We start from the raw sequence: 17,753 nt of genomic DNA on the forward strand, positions 1-17,753 counted from the left end.
GGCGAATGATCGGAAAATGCGGCTTTTCTTATGACTGGGGCCGCTTATGCAGCACGATGGATATTGGGTTTTCTCGCAGATTGATCCCGTAGCATTCAGTTTGGGACCACTATCGGTACGCTGGTATGGTCTCATGTACCTGTTTGGTTTCGCTTTTGCCATGTGGCTTGCCGGTCGTCGCGCCGATGCACCGAACAGTGGCTGGACCCGCAACGAGGTGTCGGATCTGCTGTTCTACGGTTTCCTCGGGGTGATCCTCGGTGGCCGTGTCGGTTACGTGCTGTTCTACAACTTCGATATGTTCCTCGCGGATCCCACCTACCTGTTCAAGATCTGGACCGGCGGTATGTCGTTCCACGGCGGTCTGATCGGGGTGATCACCGCGATGATCTGGTTTGCCCACAAGACCAAGCGCCACTTCTTCACCGTGGCCGACTTTGTGGCACCGCTCATTCCGTTCGGTCTCGGCGTCGGCCGCATCGGCAACTTCCTCAACGGCGAGTTGTGGGGGCGGATCACCGATGTGCCTTGGGCCATCATCTTCCCTGAGGCGGGCCCCGAGCCGCGTCACCCTTCCCAGCTCTACCAGTTCGCACTGGAAGGGGTGGTGCTGTTCATCATCCTCAACCTGTTCTGGCGCAAGAATCCGCCTCGTGGTGCCATCTCCGGCATGTTCCTGCTGTTCTACGGCCTGTTCCGCTTCCTGGTGGAGTTTGTGCGCCAGCCGGACAGCCAGCTCGGCCTCTATTTCCAGGAGATCAGCATGGGCCAGATCCTCTCCACCCCGATGATTATCGCCGGTGCGCTGATGATCTGGGCTGCTTACCAGCGCCCGCAGCTGTTCGGTAACAGCGTCAAGGAGGCAAAGTAATGCGAGCCTATCTCGACCTGATGCAGAAGATCCTCGATGAGGGCACCGTCAAGTCAGACCGTACCGGCACCGGCACCGTCTCCCTGTTCGGCCATCAGATGCGCTTCAATCTGGCAGAAGGTTTCCCGTTGGTGACCACCAAGAAGTGCCACCTGCGATCGATCATTCATGAGCTGCTCTGGTTCCTCAATGGCGATACCAATACCGCCTATCTGAAGGAAAATGGCGTCAGTATCTGGGATGAGTGGGCAGACGAGAACGGCGATCTGGGGCCGGTTTATGGCGCTCAGTGGCGCTCCTGGCCTGCGGCCGACGGGTCTGTCATCGACCAGATCCAGAAAGCGGTGGATGACATCAAGCACAACCCGGATTCGCGCCGCATCATTGTGTCTGCCTGGAACGTGGGTGAGCTGGACAAGATGGCGCTGGCTCCTTGCCACGCCTTCTTCCAGTTCTATGTGGCGGACGGCAAGCTCTCCTGCCAGCTTTACCAGCGCAGCTGTGATGTGTTCCTCGGCCTGCCGTTCAACATCGCCAGCTACGCCCTGCTGACCCATATGATGGCTCAGCAGTGCGATCTGGAAGTGGGTGACTTCGTCTGGACCGGTGGTGACGTGCACCTCTACTCCAACCACATGGAGCAGACCGCGCTGCAGCTCTCCCGCGAGCCCCGTCCGCTGCCGACCCTGGTGATCAAGCGCAAACCCGACTCCATCTTCGACTACCAGTTCGAGGATTTCGAGATCGAGGGTTATGACCCCCATCCCGGGATCAAGGCGCCCGTCGCCATCTGATCGAAAGGCGCCTCAGGGCGCCTTTTTTATGCATCTTAATAATTGAATAATCACTTTATTGACTAATTAGATGATAGTTTGAGGCGAGGTGGAAACCTGCTGACAGCAGATATGTTCTATTTTGCATTCGGTTTTTCCGTTGTGTTGAGCAGTAAGAAACGATTTTTCATTGGTTGTTGCAGGGGATAGACTCAAAATAAAGCAATTCGGTGGAAAATTTAACCATGAGTGATGTAATCAAAAAGTTTCTGAAGCTGGAGGCTGCCTCCGGAATTATTCTGATCATGGCTGCCATGCTGGCCATGATTTTAGCCAATACCGCGCTGGCTGGCGGGTATCAGGCGTTTCTCGATACGCCGGTGCAGGTGCGCATCGCAGCCCTCGACATCAACAAGCCGCTGCTGCTCTGGATCAACGATGGCTTCATGGCGATCTTCTTCCTGCTGGTTGGCCTGGAAGTAAAGCGTGAAATGCTGGAAGGGGCGCTCTCCACCCGGGTGCAGGCGACCTTCCCGGCCATCGCGGCGGTGGGTGGCATGATGGCGCCGGCCTTGATCTACGCCTTTTTCAACTATTCGGACGACGTGGCGCGCGCTGGTTGGGCGATCCCGGCTGCAACCGATATCGCCTTTGCCCTCGGGGTGATGGCGCTGCTTGGCAAGCGGGTGCCGGTGAGCCTCAAGGTATTCTTGCTGGCGCTCGCCATCATGGATGACCTGGGCGTCATCATCATCATCGCGTTGTTCTACACCCAGCAGCTGTCGCTGGCTGCGTTGACGGTTGGTATTCTGGCGACCCTGACGCTGTTCTGGATGAACCGCCGAGGTGAGGACAGGATCAGCCTCTACATGCTGGTCGGTCTGGTGCTCTGGGTTGCGGTGCTCAAGTCTGGCGTACATGCGACCCTGGCGGGAGTGGTGGTGGGCTTTATGGTTCCGCTGAATGGCAAGCGTTACGCCTCGCCGCTCAAGTATCTGGAGCATGCCCTGCACCCCTGGAGTGCCTATCTGATCCTGCCGCTGTTTGCCTTTGCCAACGCAGGGGTATCCCTTCAGGGGATTGGTCTCTCCTCCCTGCTGAGCCCGGTACCGATGGGGATCATGCTGGGGCTGTTTATCGGCAAGCCGCTCGGGGTGTTCACCATCAGCTGGCTGTCGGTCAAGCTGGGCATCGCCCAGTTGCCGCCCGGGGTCAACTTCAAGCAGATCTTTGCGGTCAGCATCCTCTGTGGCATCGGGTTTACCATGTCGATGTTTATCGCGTCGCTCGCCTTCGAGCACGGTGGGCTGGATTACGGCAGCTACTCTCGCCTCGGGATCCTGGCGGGTTCTACCATGGCGGCGGTGGTCGGTTATCTGGCCTTGCGCATGGCCCTTCCCAAGGGTGAAGGGGAACAGAGTACGGAGGGACTATGAAGCTACATACAGGGTTGTTGATGCTGTTGCTGAGCCCCGCGGCATGGGCCGGCGGGTTGGAGGATTGCAAGCAGGACGCCACCTCGGCGAACTGCTCTGCCTATCTGAATGGAGTGGTAGACAGCGCCCTGCTGCTGGGGGACAAGCAGGCCAAGGCGCGCTTTGGCGAGACCTTCTCCGAGCGGGCGCTGAGCAGCCGGGCTGGCGAGCGGGTTAAACACTCCAACAAGCGTTATTGCGCTGACCGGATGCCGGACAAGGCACGCCTCAAGGCCAGCCTGATGGAGCAGTTTGGCGCGAACAAGGTTGACTCGGTCAGCGACATGTATGACATTCTGGCGGTTGAACTCAGCTGCTACCGGAGTCCGCGCACCGCGGGAACCCCATCGGATGTCACACCTTAACTACAACCATCTCATGTACTGCTGGCAAATATAGTCGTTTAAATTCAGTCACTTTGGTGTGTTGTGCTGATTGGTGGCGGCAAAGTGGCGGCAGGGGGATCTGATGATCGGGAAAGGCGGCAGCGCGTTGGCTCTGCCGCCTTTTTGTTTTTGCCTTGGTTACTCCTCGACTTCCGGCAGGTCGGCGATGGCGACTTCCAGGCTGACGCTGTTGGTGTAGCCGCTGTTGGTCAGGCTGTGGCTGACTTTGGTCAGCACCCAGTCGGCCTCGTCGATCTGCTGTTTGAACCCCTGACGGCGGTGGGCTGTTCCGGGTAGAGCTCGGGGCGGCCGGTGGCGAGGGTGATCTCGAACTCGGCAACCCCGCGTTGCAGCCGATCCCACTCGGCGCGGGCGGCGCGCAGGGCGTTGGTTTTGTTGGCGTAGATGTGGCGCAGCACTTTGACGTTTTCACTGTCGCCAACCAGCAGTTCGCGGCCCTCCTTGTCGATGGTGGTATCACTTGGCAGCGCCGGTTCCTGCTTTGGCTTGGTCTTGCGCTTGGTGGTCGAGCCTTCGGTGGTGGCCGTCTTCGGGTCGTGCCAGTTGGCTGACACGCCGGTGTAGGCGTCGCGGTCAGCGACGGCGAAGCGGTGCTGATCGCCATCCTGGCGGGTGATGATGACAGAGGGGAGCGGTTTGCCGCTGGCGGTGAGCCCCTTGCCCTGGCCGATAAAGAGCAGCCGCCCCGATTTGATGGAGGTCAGGGCGCCGCATTGACCGGCCAAGCGGGTAATGAAGGCGGGGTCGCTCTCGTTCTGCTGGTCGATGTGGTCGATCTGCATGCCCTTGAAGCGTTCGGCGCAGGCGGGGATCAGGCTGTGGCGCTGGGCGATGGCATCGACAATGCTGCCGACTGTCTGCTGGTGATAGCTGGTCTGGCGTAGCTTGTTGAGGTTGCCGCGCAGATCGGCCGATTTGCCCCTGATGGTGAGCCTGTCCGGGGCGCCGGTGTGCTCCACCTCATCGATGGTGTAATCCCCCTTATCAACCAGCGGTTGGCCCTGCCAGCCGATCATGACGCGCATTCTGGCGCCCCGGCGCGGCATCGCCAGCCTGCCGTCGCTGTCGTCGAGTTCGATGTCGATGGTGTCGGCTTCAAACCCGCGATTGTCGGTGATGTTGAGGCTCATCAGGCGGGGGCGGATAGTGGCTGACACATCCGTGCCGTCGATCAGCAGCTGGTAAGCCGGGGCGGGGTGATCGGCACTGCTCAGCCCCGCGCCGGTACCGAGCTGGCCGATCTGGCTGGTCAGGTTGGTGGCGATGCGCCCGAGGTTCATCGGATCAGCCCTCCGATCTTGTTACCGACCGAGCCGATCAGCTTTTGCAGGCCGAGGCGGTTGGCGATGTTGCCGATCACCCGGCCCTTGATCTTGGCTTCCAGGCTGCTGCTCTCTTCATCGATGCGCTTGAGCTTCATCGAAAACTCGATTTTGCGGGCGGCACCATCGGCGAAAAACTCGGATCGGCCAACGCTGGTCGACTCGATGACGAAATAGCCGCGCACCCGGCCGGTGCCCTCGATGAGGGGGAAGGCTTGCCCGGTGTCGGCCATGGTATGCAGCAGCTCGAGCGAGACCTCGCCGCCGGTGAGCTCCGGGTAGAGGGTGCCGCTCAGGCTGATGGTCTCCTCGTCTTTGCCGGTGAACTGGTAGGCCGGTGTGGTGCCCACGCGCGGATTGCCTGGGTGGCGCCAGCTGCGCTCGTCCTGCGCCGCTTGCGGGGCGAAGGTTGAGCGCATAAACACGAAGAATCCCAGTGTCATCATCATGATGCGGCTCCTTAGTTGGTGTCACGCAGGGTCGAGCGTTGGCGGGCGGCGGCCGAGCGCTCGCGCTGTTGCAGGCGCTTATCGATTTCAGCGGCCAGATCTTGCGGCGATTGCCCCGGCTGCTGGGTGATGTTGATAGGAGCATTGACCACGGTGCTTCCTCCCCTGCCGCCCTTGCCAGTGGCTTGGGTTGGTAGAATGCGGCGCCATAACCGCTGGCGCCCGGTGCGGCCAGTCCACCGCCGCCAGCATAGGCGGGCGTTGCCGTGGTGATCTTGACGTCGCTGCCGCCTTTCATCCAATCCGGGAGATAGTCGGTGACCGCCTTTATTTTCTCCATCAGCGATGCCCATTTCGCGCTAATGCCATCAATGAGCCCCTGAATAATGGCCTTCCCTTTGGCCATTGCCCCGGCTGGCAAGGTGTCGAAGAACGCCCAGATATCATTCCAATGCGTAATCAGCATGCCTATTGGCGTCCATGAGAACAGCTCCTTAAGCAGATCCCAGAACGCACCGAGCGGGGCTTTACACTGTTCCCAGACGGCGGCCAATGCTGGGCCGATCTTGTCCCAGTTTGAGTAGACCGCATAGGCGGCTGCGGCGATGGCTGCAATAGCCATGATGATCCATCCCACCGGGGTGGTCAGCATGGCGATGCCGAGGCGCACAAACCCACCGGCCAGCATTTTTAGCACGGTGCCGAGCGGCCCGGCGGCGATCGTCATGTAGGAGATCCCCATCCGCAGCATGGCGAACGGGCCGATTAGGCCAGCAATCACCACCATCAGCGATCCCCCGACAAAGGCCGCGGCGGCGATAGCGGCTGATACTCGTACCAGCGTTGATGACAGCTCCGGGTTAGCGCGCATCCAGTCACCCACGCCCTGCACCATGCTGGTCAGGCTCTGAATTAACTGGCGCAGCGGGCCGCGCTCGGTTTGCAGCATCTGGATGCCGACGTCATCCCACGCGCTGGATAGGTTGTCGATATCCCCCAGCGCGTTGTTGGCCATGGTTCCCGCCACATTGGCGGCCTCGCCCTGGGCACCGCGCAGGGTCTGGATCAACTCCTGCAGCTTGCCGGTTCCGGCCTGTTCTGACAGCACCGCCAGCGCCGAGAAGGCCTCTTCCCCTGCGATGGCCTTGAGCAATCCGGCGCGCTTGGCGTCCCCCATCTTTGAGGTCTTTTTATAAATCTCTTCGAGGATTGCCGGCAGCTGGCGCAGGTTCCCCTTGGCGTCTGCGGTCTTGATGTTGAGCTCTTCAAGCGCATCAGCGGCCTGTTTTGGTGGTGCGGCCATGCGGCTTAAGATGGCGCGCATGGCGGTGCCGCCCATGCTGCCCTGAATACCTGCATCACCGAGCTTGCCAGCCATAGCTGAGGCGGTTTCCAGATCGACGCCGAGGCCCGCAGCAACAGGCGCCACATATTTCATGGTGTCGCCGAGCATGGCCAGATCGACGTTGGCGCGGGTGAAGGTGCCCACCATCACATCGCCCAGCTTGCCCATCTGGTCAGCTGGCAGCTTGAAGCCGGTCAGGATATTGGATCCGATATCTGAGGCTTGGGCAATCTCAACACCGCCCGCCTTGGCCAAGTCGAGTACGCCCGGCATGGCATCGCGTATCGCCTTAGGGCTGAAACCGGCCATCGCCAGAAATCCCTGGCCCTGCGCCGCTTCTCCGGCGGTAAAGGCGGTCTTTGCGCCCAGCTCACGGGCCTGCGCGGTGAGGGCGGCCAGATCGGCACTCCCTCCCTGCAGGCGAGTCAGCGCCTGTACCTTTGACATCTCCTGCTCAAAGCCCATGGCTTTACCTGCCACACCCCATCCCTTGTAAAGCGCCGCGCCGCCCATGGCAGCACCGGCGGCACCATAGCCAGCCAGCGCGCCACGGGCATTCATGGTTTTGTCATAGGTGCTGCGAGCAGCGGCATATTTTTGCTGCTGCACGGCGGCTTTGGCGAGCTGGTCACGCTGGGCCTTTAGCGCGTCATTTGCGCCAGCCAGATCGCGCTTGAGTTGGCGCTGGGTGGCGCTGAGTTGTTTGGTGCTGATGCCCGCCTGTTGCAGGGCGTTTTTGGTTTCGCCATAGCGGGCGACCAGTTGCCGTTCGGTGGTGGTGAGGTCGCGCACTTTCTGGCGCGCGGCTTCCAACTCGCGGGTCATGGCTTTGGTCGGATTGGCGGTATTGGCCAGCGCCTGCGCCATGCGCTGGGCGTTGGCCTGCGCTTGGCCGAGCTCGGTGCGGGTGGCGCCGATCTGTTTGCCGAGGGTGCGATAGCCGTCAATCTGGCCGCTCTGCTTTTCCAGCTCGCGGATGCGCGCTTTGGTATCGGCCAGATCTTTGGCAGTGGTGCGGCTTTGGCCTGATACGGCCTTGAGGGGGCGGTTAGTTTGTCCACCGCCCCGAGCAGGATTTGTAACTTGAGGTTGCTCATTGTTCGTCGGCCCCGTTGATCTGGTTGTGTCGCTCAACGAGGCGTTGGTGCCAGCCCATCAGCTCGTCGAGCTCCATGGCCGCCATTTCAGAGAGCGGCCAGTGGGCGATGATGGCGATATCTGCCATCAGGTCGTCTATGCAGTGAGGTAGGCCTCCTGCTGCGAGCCCATCAAAAAACCGACCACCACGACCCCGGCCTTGAGCAGATCAGCCGGGTCCATGTCTCCCACTTCCTTTTCGGTCAGGTCGGTGATGCGGGGCAGCAGTTTGATAAGGGTATCGACGTTCATCTGGACGATGTCCATGGTGTTGAGGCCGCGCAGGCTGGCGGCCTTTTTGGGGCTGCGAATGGTCAGGCTGGTGATGGTGGTTTCGCCGCGCTTGATGGGGGTGTCTAAGGTGATCTCTTTGTGTTCCATGGTGTTGCCCTTGTTCGGTATGCAGTAACGGGCGGCAGTGCCGCCCGAATGGGGTGGGGTGGATTAGAGGCCGATGTTTTTGCGGTGCTCGGCCATGCGGTCGACGCCATCAGGGCCGATCTCGATCAGGTTGACGGTGTCAATCTCGTGGATGACCTGGCCGTTGATGGTCTCTTTGTAGTAGGTGCAGGTCATGCTGACCTTGGTCTGGGTGTTGTCACCGTCTTTGTAGGTGCCCCGGTCGATCTCTTTGGCGCGGCCACGGCAGACGATTTCGACGGCGGTGGTTTCGCCGGTGTCATCACGCTGGATGGAGCCTGAGAAGCGGAGCAGGGTGCCGTCTACTTTCGGCTCGCCGAGCAGGCCGATCACCTCTTCGCCGTAGCCGCCCATGGTGAACTCGACATCGAGGGCGCCATCATCGAGGCCCATGTCGATGTTGGCGGCACCCGGCATGCCGCCGCCGCGATAGGCTTCAAACTTGCGGCTCAGCTTGGGCGGGGTGAACTCTTCGGCGATGCCGATCCAGTTTTCGCCGTTGCCGAACAGGTTGAACTTCTTGAGTTTGCGAGGGAGTGCCATTTTTTAGGCTCCTTATGCGGCTGCGACTTTGGCAGCGAAGTCGATTAGGTACTCGTCGGTGATCTCTTGCATCAGACCGAGGTCTTCGAGTGGCGGCACCGGGGTGTAGTTGTAACGGATGCGCAACTTACCGGCTTTGAGCGTGTCTTTGTCGTTCAGGGTGTCGTCATACCAGCAGTTCGCGCCGATGAGGTAGCCGAGGTTGACCAGTTCGCGCAGCTTGGCGTTGATGCCCTCGATGATGTCTTTGACCAGGGTGGGGGTCATGGGTTTGTCAACGGCCCACATGTGCGCCTCGGCGATGGTGTCGGCGAGGATCTGGGCGGTGCGGGTGTAGTTTTCAAACTGGAACAGCTTGTCATCGGAGCAGGTGCGGTTGCCCCAGAAGCGCATCCCTTCGCGGCGGATCAGGCAGGTGATGTCGTTTTCGTTGAGCAGGCCCGCGTCGGTGTCGGGGTTTTGCAGCTCCCAATAGACGGCTTTGGTGAGGCCTTCCACGCCCGGCACACCGACGTTGGAGAGGGTTTTATGCCAGCCGATCTCTTTGTCGATTTTGGCGCGCAGGGCCATGGCCACGGCGACGGCATCGCACGGCATCTGGGCATCGGCTGTGGTGTCCCATTTGGTGAAGTCACCGTAAATCAGCATCAGTTCGCGGTCGCTAAATCCCTCGCGATAGAGTTTGACGTCGCTGATGGTGTCGCCCACGGCGTGGGCATAGCAGAAGGCGCGCAGGGATTGCGCCACGGCGGTCAGCGCGGCGGTAACTGCCAGGCTGTCATGGCCCGGCACCCCGAGGATGCGCGGGCGCACACCGACCACGGATTCGGCGCGCTTGAGTGCTTCCAGCCCGGTTGGCACTCCATCGAGGCCAATGGTGCCGATAATGTTGGAGGTGGTGGCGGCGGTATCTACGCCTTCGTCCACGCGCACCACTACGACCGGGGTTTTCGCGATCATGTCGATGATTTGCAGGGTGCGTTTTAAGTTGCCGGTGGTGCCAGCCTTGCCGATGGCGTCGGTGAGGTTGGTAAACAGCACGGGTTTGTTGAGGGGGAACACCTCGTCGTCAGCGTCTGTACTGACCAGCACGGCACCGATGATGGCCGTGGCGATGGTGCGGATGGTGCGGGTACCGTCATTGATTTCGATGACGCGCACCCCGTGGTGGTATTGGTCGAGTGCCATGCGGCGATCTCCTGTGTCTGGGCGGAGTAAATTCGGGCATGGTCATGATGCAGGCAGGCGGGGCTGGGCTGTTAACGGTCGGTGTTGTCGGGCCGGTGCTCACAACAAGCGGCGGTGGCTGGGCAAAGAACACCCCGCACGGGGCGGGGTGGTGTCTGGCTCATAGGGTTATACGGTGGAGGGATCCCCCGGGCGCGGAGGCCACGCTGGGTTCTCAGGCCATCCAGGCTGGCTGCGAACATCCGGCAGCTCGTAGCGATAGCGCTGCCATTGCGCCAACAGCTCGACATCGGCCTCCTTGGCATATCCGCCATCCACGGCAGGGCGTAGGCGTTCAATCTCGCCTGCGGCGGCGTGATCGAGCTGGGTCAGCATCAGCTCTGCCATCTGTTGCGCTGACGGTTCCGGGCGGCCCTGCAAAACAGGATATCCATCGACTATGGCGATCTCTTGCTGGCCACTCTGGCCGTTGACCAGCCGTTCATAGTCCCCCGGCCTGAGCTCGACCGCGGTGTGTGGAATATTGTCGCCATGAATCGCCGTCAGGTAGAACCCTTTGGACTCAGGATCGTATTTGTACATGATGGTCTCCTAATATCCGATGGCGATATATCGCATGATGTAGTTGCTTCCTGATGCTGCCTTGACCCCGATTTGATAGGTCGATAACGACGGGAAACCCATGGCGGCAGTGGGATAAATGGCGCCTGCAGGGTTGTCAAAGGAACATACCCCTTGAAATGCCGCAGTTGGGAATGCGATGGGCAATGAACCGGTGGCAGTTGAGTTTGTAGTCACAGAAATACTGCCCCACTGAATGATCAGCCCCCCATCCATGTAGGAAACGCAAGATACCCAGCGTAAGAGAAGGATGCAGCAAAGCCTGCGCGCAACTTCTTTGGGGTTATTGCAACATCATCTGCTGCACCCGCATTCGTCTGCGCCTGAGTTGCTACTTTCATCAATCCAAGCACGGCTTCACTGGCTTGCTTTACCCATCCCCATAGGGTTTTCACTGTAACAACGGCATCGGCCTTTTGATTGGCTGTGACCGTTTCATTCACCTCTGCCTGGGTGGCATAGCGGGCAAATCCCTTGGCCGTTTCGCTGGCATCCGGGTGCTCTCGGCTTTGCTTGTGCGCCGCCATCACGTCATCGACATATTTGCGGGTGGCCAGCACTACTGATGGGTCAATCTTGAGTTCGACGGCGGCGGTGTTGCTGACGATAAACACCATGCGGATCACCTGGGTGCGGCCAGCGCCTGAGGTGAGCAGCGGTTTGTAGGTGTCCGGGCAGTTGGCGACGGCCATCAGGGTTCCGGCATCGTCAAACAGGCCGATTTCTCGAATCCACCAATCGCCCACGTCCTCGGGGATCACTTGTTCGGCCACCATCTGCGAGGCGCTGAGCGGGTCAACGAACAGGGTGTTGATGGCGGCGCGGCGGCGTTCCTTGACCAACGCGGTCATGGCCGGATTGGGGGTGACGGCGGCGCCATTGCCATCGCCCACGGCCATGTGGGTGAATTTTACGGTGGTGCCCAGTGCTAGCGCATTGGCCAGCTTGGCGGCACCGGCTGTGGTTAGCGTCGCAAAGTAGGTGCTCATGCTGTTGCTGTCCCCGGTCTGATGGTGAGTGTGTCGATGGTGTGGGTGATGCCGCCATGCCAGTCGCTCACCTGCGCGGTGACCGGCCCCGGCTCGTAGGGATAGATGGTGATCTCATCGCCCAGGTAGCAGGCGGCTCCGAGATAGAGCGGGCCGCGCGATTCCAGGCTGATAGCCAGCCCGGTCATGTGGCGGGTGAGCGGCTTGGCGTCATCAATCAGGCGCTCGAGCTCGGTATACATGGTGCTGGTGATTCCGGTGTCGAGTACGCCGATATCCAGCGCGAAGGTGCCGCGCACGCCCACTGGTGAGCTTTGCCACCACTCGCGCACCCGGATGAGGTAACCGAGCGGCTCGACGGCGCGGCGCAGGGCGCCGATGGTGCCCTTGTGTTGATGGACGAACGGCGAGGCTTTGATCACTTTGCGCTTGACCGATTCTGACCAGCGCTCATCCCAGCGGTCGACGCTGCGTTCGGCGGCCAGCGAGGGCAGGCGCCACGGCGGGCAGGCGTCGGCATTGTGCAGGGTGCGCAGCAGGGCCACCGGCTGATCGAGCGCCTGTTCGCAGACGTCGGCAACGCGCCGCTCGGTGGCGGTGGCGCTGGGTGGCAGCAGCTCGGCCGCGTGGCTCATGGTGCCTGCTCCACGGTGATGCCGGTGCACCATGCGGCCTGCTCATCAGTCGGGGCGATATCGGTCCAGCCGGTCAGCTCGACTTTGATCACCCCTTCCACATGCAGGGCAGCCTCGATCATGGAGCGGGCGATCAATACGCCGATGCGCTTGCGTGGATTGAGTTTGCTTTGCAGGTTGGCCTTGGCGGCGGTCAGGATCAGTTCGGCCTCGGCGCCGGTCTGGCCGATGGTCAGCGCGGCGTGCACGGCGTAGTCGATGACGGTGGCTGATTTGACGGTCAGGCGGTCAGCGACCGGGCGGCGATCTTCGTCGTTGCAGGCGGCCATGGCGGCGGCGATCAGCTCGCTGCTGGCGGCGCCGGTGCCTTCGCTGCTCAGAATAGACACCACGGCCTCGGCAGGCTGCGGGCTGATGGCTTTGGCATCGATGATGCGGCCATCGGCCGAGCGTGCCCAGTATTCATACGCGCCTTTCGGCCCGGCGGTGCTGAGGGCATCCCATGCCAGCAGGTAGCGTTCACGCAATGCCTCGTCGGTCTCGGCCACTTCCGGCACTGGCGGGTTGGCGGTCAGATCTTCGGGCTGGATGATCAGGCGCTTGACGTTGAGGTCGGCCACCAGATTGTCGAGATCGGCATCTTCTGCCCAGGCAATCATTCCGGCCACGGCGGCGCGATTGATGCGGGCGGCCAGCATGATCTGCAGATAGACGTTTTCTTGCAGCAACATGGCGACCGGGTCGGATTCCAGCGCCAGCGCGGCGGCCACCGCCGGTTGTTCGGCGGCGGGGTAGAGGGCAATCAGCGCGGCCTTGCGCGCCGCCAGGGTGGCCTCGAAGTCGATGTCCTCGACCACGGCCGGTTTGGGCAGGTTGGCAAGGTTGATGGTGCTCATACAGCATTCCCCAACGGCAGGGTGGCGGTTTGGTCGGTGCCGCTATCGATGCGGCGCCATGACAGTGTGAGTTGACGGCGGCCGTCATAGGTGGGGTCGCCCAGCTCAACCCGGGTCAATCTGACGCGCGGCTCCCACAGGGTGATGGCGTGCACGGTGGCGGCCATCAGGCGCAGGCGAGTGGCATCGTGCTGCGGCTGGTCGATGAGGTCGGCCAGTTCGCTGCCAAATTCGCGGCGCATCACGCGCGACCCGACCGGGGTGGTCAGGATGGTGTGAATGCTCTGCACGATGTGATCGGTGTCGCCCAGCTGGCGGCCGGTCTGTGCGTTCATGCCCTGCCAGTTCATTGCGGGCCTCCGGTCTGGCCGCTGCCGGTGCTGACCCCGCCGTGTTTATGGGTCGTGACCTCGATGCCGCCGATGGTGGCAGAGGGGGCGGTGACCTTGCCCCCTGCGGTGATGGTGCTGCCCGCTTCGATGGTGGTGCCCACCTTCAGCGCACGGGTGCACTCAACCAGCGGGGTGGTCAGCGTGACGCTGGTGCTGGCCGTGATGTTTGCGGTTTTGATGCCGCTGACCGTGAGGGCGCTGGTTTTTGGGTTGTATTCCAGCACGGCGCCATCGGGGTATTCGATGCGGTCGAGATCCGGGTTGTCATCGCTGGCGGCGGGTTCTGGGTGCGCGTCTTGATGGACGGCGGGCAGTACGTAGGCGGTGGCGAGATCGCCGGACATGCAGAGCAGTAACACCTGCTCGCCCAGGGTTGGACGGGCACGGCGACGGGTCGCCCCCGAGCGCGGCACCAGATAGGGGCGCCAGTCGGTTTCGATTTCGCCGGTTTTGACTCTGCAGGCCCCTGATCGCACGGCGCTGACGGTGCCGATGCGGATCATATTGGCGATGAGGCGGTGCAGATCTGCGAGTGCTGGGTTCATGGGGCCAGTGTGTTTGCCACTGCTGGCCCTGTCGATGCGCGGCTGTTGTGGAGGAGTCAGCGACAACATGCGCCGATAGTCTATGGGTGGGGTTTGGGGGCGACTCCCTGATGATGCCCGCCGATCTGCGCTTTATTCTGCGGCGCTGTCTGATGGGGTTTGCTGTGCCAGCCACTCACGCAGCAGGCCATGCCGGTGCAGGAACGCCAGCATGCTGACCGCGTTGATGGATCCCGAGGTCGGCTTGCTGGTTCCCTGCTCCCATTTGGCGTAGGTCATGACGCTGGTCAGCCCCAGCGCGCGGCACATCTCTGTTTGGCTAAGGCCAAGCGCTAACCTGGCCTGTTTAATGTCAGCTGGCGTCATCACGCCTCCATTACATGGAAGAGATACCCGCAGCTGTTCACCTGTGGTTGGTTTTTCGCCATGTTGTAATATGCCTGATACATCCCGCTGCCATTGACTGCGCCGCTATTTCGCTTTCCAAATACACTGTCACCAAACATCTTTTTTGCTGCCTTGGTTGCCGCTTCATCGTGATCTTCCGCATCAACATAAAATGGCTCAAACGCAATCCCTGACTTGTTGTTTTTAAGTGGGTCAATCATAAATGTGGCCATCGTAGTATCTCCATTTGCTTAGGTTGGCCCGATTCCGACAGGCCTTATTATCATTTACATTGCCTCGTAACGAGCCTTAACCGAGCTTCTTTTTTGGGACATGTCACTCACCAGAGTTGTGAAATTTGAATGCCCGGCGGCGCGTGCTACTCTTGATATTTTCAGTGAAAAACCAAACCCACCATTCATCTTGATAACCTCCTCAGCGGTGAGCTGACTAACCACTTCCCTGATAATCATCGGCTCACGGATGTAGTTTTGATAAACATCATCGCACTCCAACTCGCCAGCATCGAACCCATCGAATACATCAGCAAGGATGGCGTTGAACCACTTGATGTGGTCTGCAACGATAGTAGCAGCCTTAGCTTGGTTCTCTTCATTTTGATAGGACTTGAATTTCATTTCTGTCATCTCCGTTTGGCTTGGCACCCTTGCCTTACCTCTTGAGATAACTATAACCTGCGCGGTTATAACCTGCAAGGTTATATTTGTGATTTATTGCACAAAATAACAACGCCCGATTTCGGGCGTTTTATTTGGTCAGGTGGTCGAGCATGGCTTGCTCGATGCGGTCGAGGTCGCCCTTGGCGAGGCCGAGCAGTTCGCGGGCGGGGTATTGGATGGTCTGGCCCTTGATGCGCTCGCGCAGGCCGAAGTGGTGGGTGGTGGCCAGCCTGTTGGCGCTGCCGACAAAGGCTAGGCTAACCTCGTTGGGGCTGGCGGTGGCCTTGAGCCAGCGGGCGCTGATGAGTTTGCCGAACATCTTGCGGCGCAACGCGCCCCGGCGGCCCTTGATGGCTTGGCGCGGTTTGCGCGGGGCCATGGGGGTGCCGTCTGGCTGGAGGTTGGCGCGGATGCGCTCGGCCTGCGTCGCGCGCAGGGTGCGGGCCAGCTCGGCGGCCAGCTTGCGGCGACCGGCCGCGCTGAGGCTGGCGGCCAGTGCCTGGGCTTCGAGGCCGAGTTGCGTCAGCTGATCTTCGGCCATGTGTCCCCCGGCGCGGGCGGCCATGGCTGAGGCTGGTCATTGATAAACAGCTCCCAGGTCATGCCGTCGTAGGGATCTTCTGGCGGCTCTTGCAGGTGCTCCCAGCGCATGCCGGTTTCGTCTTTCGTGACGCGCACCCGCTCGGTGAGCGGCACGGTGATCAGCATATCGACCAGATCCCGCGCCAGATATTCGACCTCGATGGTCACGGCGTTGTCGCGGCGATCCGGATTGGTGAACAGCTCAGGCTGGTATTGGCGCAGCCAGAGCAGCAGCGGCACCATCACGGCATCAGGATGGCCGGCGAAGTCGATGACGCCGATCTGCAATTCGTATTGCCATTCAAACGACATGCTGGCGGCGCCGGTGGCGACGGCGTTGCCCTTGTTGATGACCAGGGTCAGGCGCTCGCGGTTTTTGTTGAGCTCTGGCAGGCATTGATAGAGCACGTCGCGGATCTGCTGCGGTTTATTCATGGTTGGTTCCTGACGGCATCATAGGCGCGCTGGCAGGCGATGCCTGCGGCGATGGCTCGATCAGCCAGTGCTGCCAGTTCACCCGCTCGACGGTCAGCGCGGCCGAGCACGTCGGCGAGCAGAACGGCGGCTGGCTGGGTTGTCTGGCCGCTGGCGGCAGTGGTGGCAGTTGGGCATTGGCGACCGGCGCGGCGGGCCAGTTCGCGGGCGGTGCGCTGCAGGCGGTCAGACTCATCAGCAGCAGCAGCGGCATCAGCCAGCGCGGCATCGAGGCGTAGTTGTCCATCATGTTGGATGCTCTCCAGTTGTTCCTGATAGCGGTGTTCGATCTGGCGCTGGCGCTCGCTGGCGTCAGCCAGTGCCTGGGCGTGGCTGGCGAGTTGGCGATCCCATTTGCTTTGCCATGCGGCTTCGGTGGCGGCTGCGCCTTTTCGATAGCCATCGGCGTGCAGGCTCTTGATCATCAGCGACAGCGCCAAAGCGGCCAGCATGATGGCGAGCCACTTGCCCCAGCGGCCGGTCAGCAGGCTAATCCACATGGCTCACCTCGTCGGGATAGATGACTGCAAAGTGGCGATGGGCGGCGGCGAGGCGCTGGTCATAGCGGTTGTCGGCATAGGCCGGGCCGTTGTAGCGGCGGGCCACTTCTTTCCAATTGCCTGCCTGCAGGGCGGCCAGCAGTTTGGCATCGCGGCCGATAAACCCGACGACCGCGGCGAGTTGATCCGCCTCGCTCTGGCACATGGCGGCCCGCCATGCTTCGGCATCGGCCATGCCATTGGCCTGCCAGTGATAGCCCATCACTTGAAACATGCCCCAGCTTGCCGATTCGATGGCGGCGGCGCGGTGCAGCCCCATGGCCATGGTCAGGCGTTGCCATTCGCCAGCCCCACCGACGTAGCCACCGCGCTGCGGGTTGCACAGCTGCGGATAAGCGGCGGCCAGCGCATCGGCCTTGGCTTGGCCGAGGTGCGCGGCGATCTGGCGATGGAACACGTGGCGTTCGAACAGCACGACGGGGCGACCGGCTGAGTCAAAGCCCTCACCGGCGCTTTCAACATCGGCAAAGGCGGCCAACTTGGCAACCGATACCCCCAGCTGGGCGGCGGCCGCGCGCAGGTGGGTGATGGTGAGCTGTTTATCCGAGGCGGCGCCGAGCAGGCTGGCGAGGGTGCGCTGGCCTGCGGTGCCGGTCATGGTGATGAGGTGATCGCGCTGATAGTCGAGCAGGGCGGCGCGGGTTTTATCGCCAAACCAGCCGTCCGGGTTGGCGGGGTAGCCGGCGGCGGTGAGGCGCTGTTGCAGCAGGGTTACGTCACTGCCGACAGCGCCGAGGGTCAGGGTGCGGGTCATGGTAAATCCCTCCGGTATACATCCCAGGCGGTAGTGGTGCGCGCGCGGCCTTTGCGCTTGGGCAGCAGGCGAGCGGTACTGCCGCCTGCATCGCACAGGGCGACCAGCACCACGGCGGCGAGCAGCACGGACGAGGCATCTGGCGGCGGCAGGCTGCCCAGCAGGGCGCGCAGCGGCACCGACCCGGCGGCGACGGCCATCAGGTAGGCGAGCAGGGTGGGCAGCAGGCGGTAGCGGTCACCGCCGCGGCGGTAGGTCATCAGGCGCAGGCTGATGAGGGCCATCAGCAGGGCGTAGGCAATGAGCAT

At 61.5% G+C, this 17,753-nt stretch carries 24 protein-coding genes and 2 pseudogenes; 4 read left to right on the forward strand and 22 right to left on the reverse strand.

Annotated features, from left to right (window positions below):
- The first annotated feature begins 46 nt into the window (after positions 1 to 46).
- The 4 genes from lgt to NMD14_02510 all read left to right on the forward strand — a co-directional run bounded on the left by lgt (position 47) and on the right by NMD14_02510 (position 3,484).
- Positions 47 to 871 carry a prolipoprotein diacylglyceryl transferase gene (gene lgt / locus NMD14_02495; protein ID XEI33348.1) on the forward strand — a complete coding sequence of 275 codons (825 nt, stop codon included), beginning with the start codon at positions 47 to 49 and terminating at the stop codon, positions 869 to 871.
- On the forward strand, positions 871 to 1,665 hold the full coding sequence (gene thyA / locus NMD14_02500; protein ID XEI33349.1) for a thymidylate synthase: 795 nt from the start codon (positions 871 to 873) through the stop codon (positions 1,663 to 1,665). The genes lgt and thyA overlap by 1 nt, the downstream gene beginning before the upstream one ends.
- A gap of 224 nt (positions 1,666 to 1,889) precedes the next feature.
- Complete coding sequence (gene nhaA / locus NMD14_02505) at positions 1,890 to 3,080, forward strand: Na+/H+ antiporter NhaA (protein XEI33350.1); 1,191 nt, start codon at positions 1,890 to 1,892, stop codon at positions 3,078 to 3,080.
- Positions 3,077 to 3,484, forward strand: coding sequence for a hypothetical protein (locus NMD14_02510; GenBank protein XEI33351.1), 408 nt, complete (start codon positions 3,077 to 3,079; stop codon positions 3,482 to 3,484). The genes nhaA and NMD14_02510 overlap by 4 nt, the downstream gene beginning before the upstream one ends.
- Before the next feature lie 251 nt (positions 3,485 to 3,735).
- Here the strand turns inward: NMD14_02510 and NMD14_02515 are convergent, their stop codons facing one another.
- From NMD14_02515 to NMD14_02620, 22 genes and pseudogenes are all read right to left on the reverse strand, one after another.
- Positions 3,736 to 4,806 (reverse strand): phage late control D family protein, encoded by a 1,071-nt coding sequence (locus NMD14_02515; protein ID XEI33352.1) that lies wholly within the window; start codon positions 4,804 to 4,806, stop codon positions 3,736 to 3,738.
- Positions 4,803 to 4,946 (reverse strand): hypothetical protein, encoded by a 144-nt coding sequence (locus NMD14_02520; protein XEI34811.1) that lies wholly within the window; start codon positions 4,944 to 4,946, stop codon positions 4,803 to 4,805. Before NMD14_02520 ends, NMD14_02515 begins: the two co-directional genes overlap by 4 nt.
- A 36-nt stretch (positions 4,947 to 4,982) precedes the next feature.
- Positions 4,983 to 5,267: pseudogene (locus NMD14_02525) on the reverse strand (phage tail protein).
- 898 nt (positions 5,268 to 6,165) lie between these two features.
- Positions 6,166 to 7,089: pseudogene (locus NMD14_02530) on the reverse strand (phage tail tape measure protein).
- Positions 7,090 to 7,735: 646 nt separating this feature from the next.
- Positions 7,736 to 7,867, reverse strand: a complete 132-nt coding sequence (locus NMD14_02535; GenBank protein ID XEI33353.1) for a GpE family phage tail protein — start codon at positions 7,865 to 7,867, stop codon at positions 7,736 to 7,738.
- Between the two features lie 8 nt (positions 7,868 to 7,875).
- Positions 7,876 to 8,160: a phage tail assembly protein gene (locus NMD14_02540; protein XEI33354.1), complete on the reverse strand. Its 285-nt coding sequence runs from the start codon at positions 8,158 to 8,160 to the stop codon at positions 7,876 to 7,878.
- Positions 8,161 to 8,223: 63 nt separating this feature from the next.
- On the reverse strand, positions 8,224 to 8,742 hold the full coding sequence (locus NMD14_02545; protein ID XEI33355.1) for a phage major tail tube protein: 519 nt from the start codon (positions 8,740 to 8,742) through the stop codon (positions 8,224 to 8,226).
- Between the two features lie 12 nt (positions 8,743 to 8,754).
- A complete protein-coding gene (locus NMD14_02550) occupies positions 8,755 to 9,930 on the reverse strand; it encodes a phage tail sheath protein (protein XEI33356.1) in 1,176 nt (391 codons plus the stop codon).
- A gap of 168 nt (positions 9,931 to 10,098) precedes the next feature.
- Positions 10,099 to 10,512: a tail fiber assembly protein gene (locus NMD14_02555; GenBank protein ID XEI33357.1), complete on the reverse strand. Its 414-nt coding sequence runs from the start codon at positions 10,510 to 10,512 to the stop codon at positions 10,099 to 10,101.
- Between the two features lie 239 nt (positions 10,513 to 10,751).
- Entirely contained in the window at positions 10,752 to 11,540 is a 789-nt protein-coding gene (locus NMD14_02560) for a phage tail protein (GenBank protein XEI33358.1), read from the reverse strand.
- A complete protein-coding gene (locus NMD14_02565; GenBank protein XEI33359.1) occupies positions 11,537 to 12,175 on the reverse strand; it encodes a phage tail protein I in 639 nt (212 codons plus the stop codon). Before NMD14_02565 ends, NMD14_02560 begins: the two co-directional genes overlap by 4 nt.
- Positions 12,172 to 13,071, reverse strand: coding sequence for a baseplate J/gp47 family protein (locus NMD14_02570; GenBank protein ID XEI33360.1), 900 nt, complete (start codon positions 13,069 to 13,071; stop codon positions 12,172 to 12,174). The genes NMD14_02565 and NMD14_02570 overlap by 4 nt, the downstream gene beginning before the upstream one ends.
- A complete protein-coding gene (locus tag NMD14_02575; protein ID XEI33361.1) occupies positions 13,068 to 13,406 on the reverse strand; it encodes a GPW/gp25 family protein in 339 nt (112 codons plus the stop codon). The genes NMD14_02570 and NMD14_02575 overlap by 4 nt, the downstream gene beginning before the upstream one ends.
- An 11-nt stretch (positions 13,407 to 13,417) precedes the next feature.
- The gene (locus NMD14_02580; protein ID XEI33362.1) at positions 13,418 to 14,008 is read right to left on the reverse strand and encodes a phage baseplate assembly protein V; all 591 of its coding nucleotides are present in this window, start codon (positions 14,006 to 14,008) and stop codon (positions 13,418 to 13,420) included.
- Positions 14,009 to 14,140: 132 nt separating this feature from the next.
- The gene (locus NMD14_02585) at positions 14,141 to 14,374 is read right to left on the reverse strand and encodes a helix-turn-helix domain-containing protein (GenBank protein XEI33363.1); all 234 of its coding nucleotides are present in this window, start codon (positions 14,372 to 14,374) and stop codon (positions 14,141 to 14,143) included.
- Positions 14,374 to 14,628, reverse strand: a complete 255-nt coding sequence (locus tag NMD14_02590) for a hypothetical protein (protein XEI33364.1) — start codon at positions 14,626 to 14,628, stop codon at positions 14,374 to 14,376. The genes NMD14_02585 and NMD14_02590 overlap by 1 nt, the downstream gene beginning before the upstream one ends.
- A 54-nt stretch (positions 14,629 to 14,682) precedes the next feature.
- Positions 14,683 to 15,033, reverse strand: a complete 351-nt coding sequence (locus NMD14_02595; protein XEI33365.1) for a hypothetical protein — start codon at positions 15,031 to 15,033, stop codon at positions 14,683 to 14,685.
- A gap of 130 nt (positions 15,034 to 15,163) precedes the next feature.
- Complete coding sequence (locus tag NMD14_02600) at positions 15,164 to 15,616, reverse strand: phage virion morphogenesis protein (GenBank protein XEI33366.1); 453 nt, start codon at positions 15,614 to 15,616, stop codon at positions 15,164 to 15,166.
- Positions 15,598 to 16,092: a phage tail protein gene (locus NMD14_02605; protein ID XEI33367.1), complete on the reverse strand. Its 495-nt coding sequence runs from the start codon at positions 16,090 to 16,092 to the stop codon at positions 15,598 to 15,600. Before NMD14_02605 ends, NMD14_02600 begins: the two co-directional genes overlap by 19 nt.
- Entirely contained in the window at positions 16,089 to 16,631 is a 543-nt protein-coding gene (locus tag NMD14_02610; GenBank protein XEI33368.1) for a DUF2514 domain-containing protein, read from the reverse strand. Before NMD14_02610 ends, NMD14_02605 begins: the two co-directional genes overlap by 4 nt.
- The gene (locus tag NMD14_02615; protein ID XEI33369.1) at positions 16,621 to 17,445 is read right to left on the reverse strand and encodes an N-acetylmuramidase family protein; all 825 of its coding nucleotides are present in this window, start codon (positions 17,443 to 17,445) and stop codon (positions 16,621 to 16,623) included. Before NMD14_02615 ends, NMD14_02610 begins: the two co-directional genes overlap by 11 nt.
- Positions 17,442 to 17,753 carry a phage holin family protein gene (locus NMD14_02620; GenBank protein ID XEI33370.1) on the reverse strand — a complete coding sequence of 104 codons (312 nt, stop codon included), beginning with the start codon at positions 17,751 to 17,753 and terminating at the stop codon, positions 17,442 to 17,444. Before NMD14_02620 ends, NMD14_02615 begins: the two co-directional genes overlap by 4 nt.

The organism is Aeromonas veronii (assembly GCA_041319085.1).
Taxonomy (GTDB): domain Bacteria; phylum Pseudomonadota; class Gammaproteobacteria; order Enterobacterales; family Aeromonadaceae; genus Aeromonas; species Aeromonas veronii_F.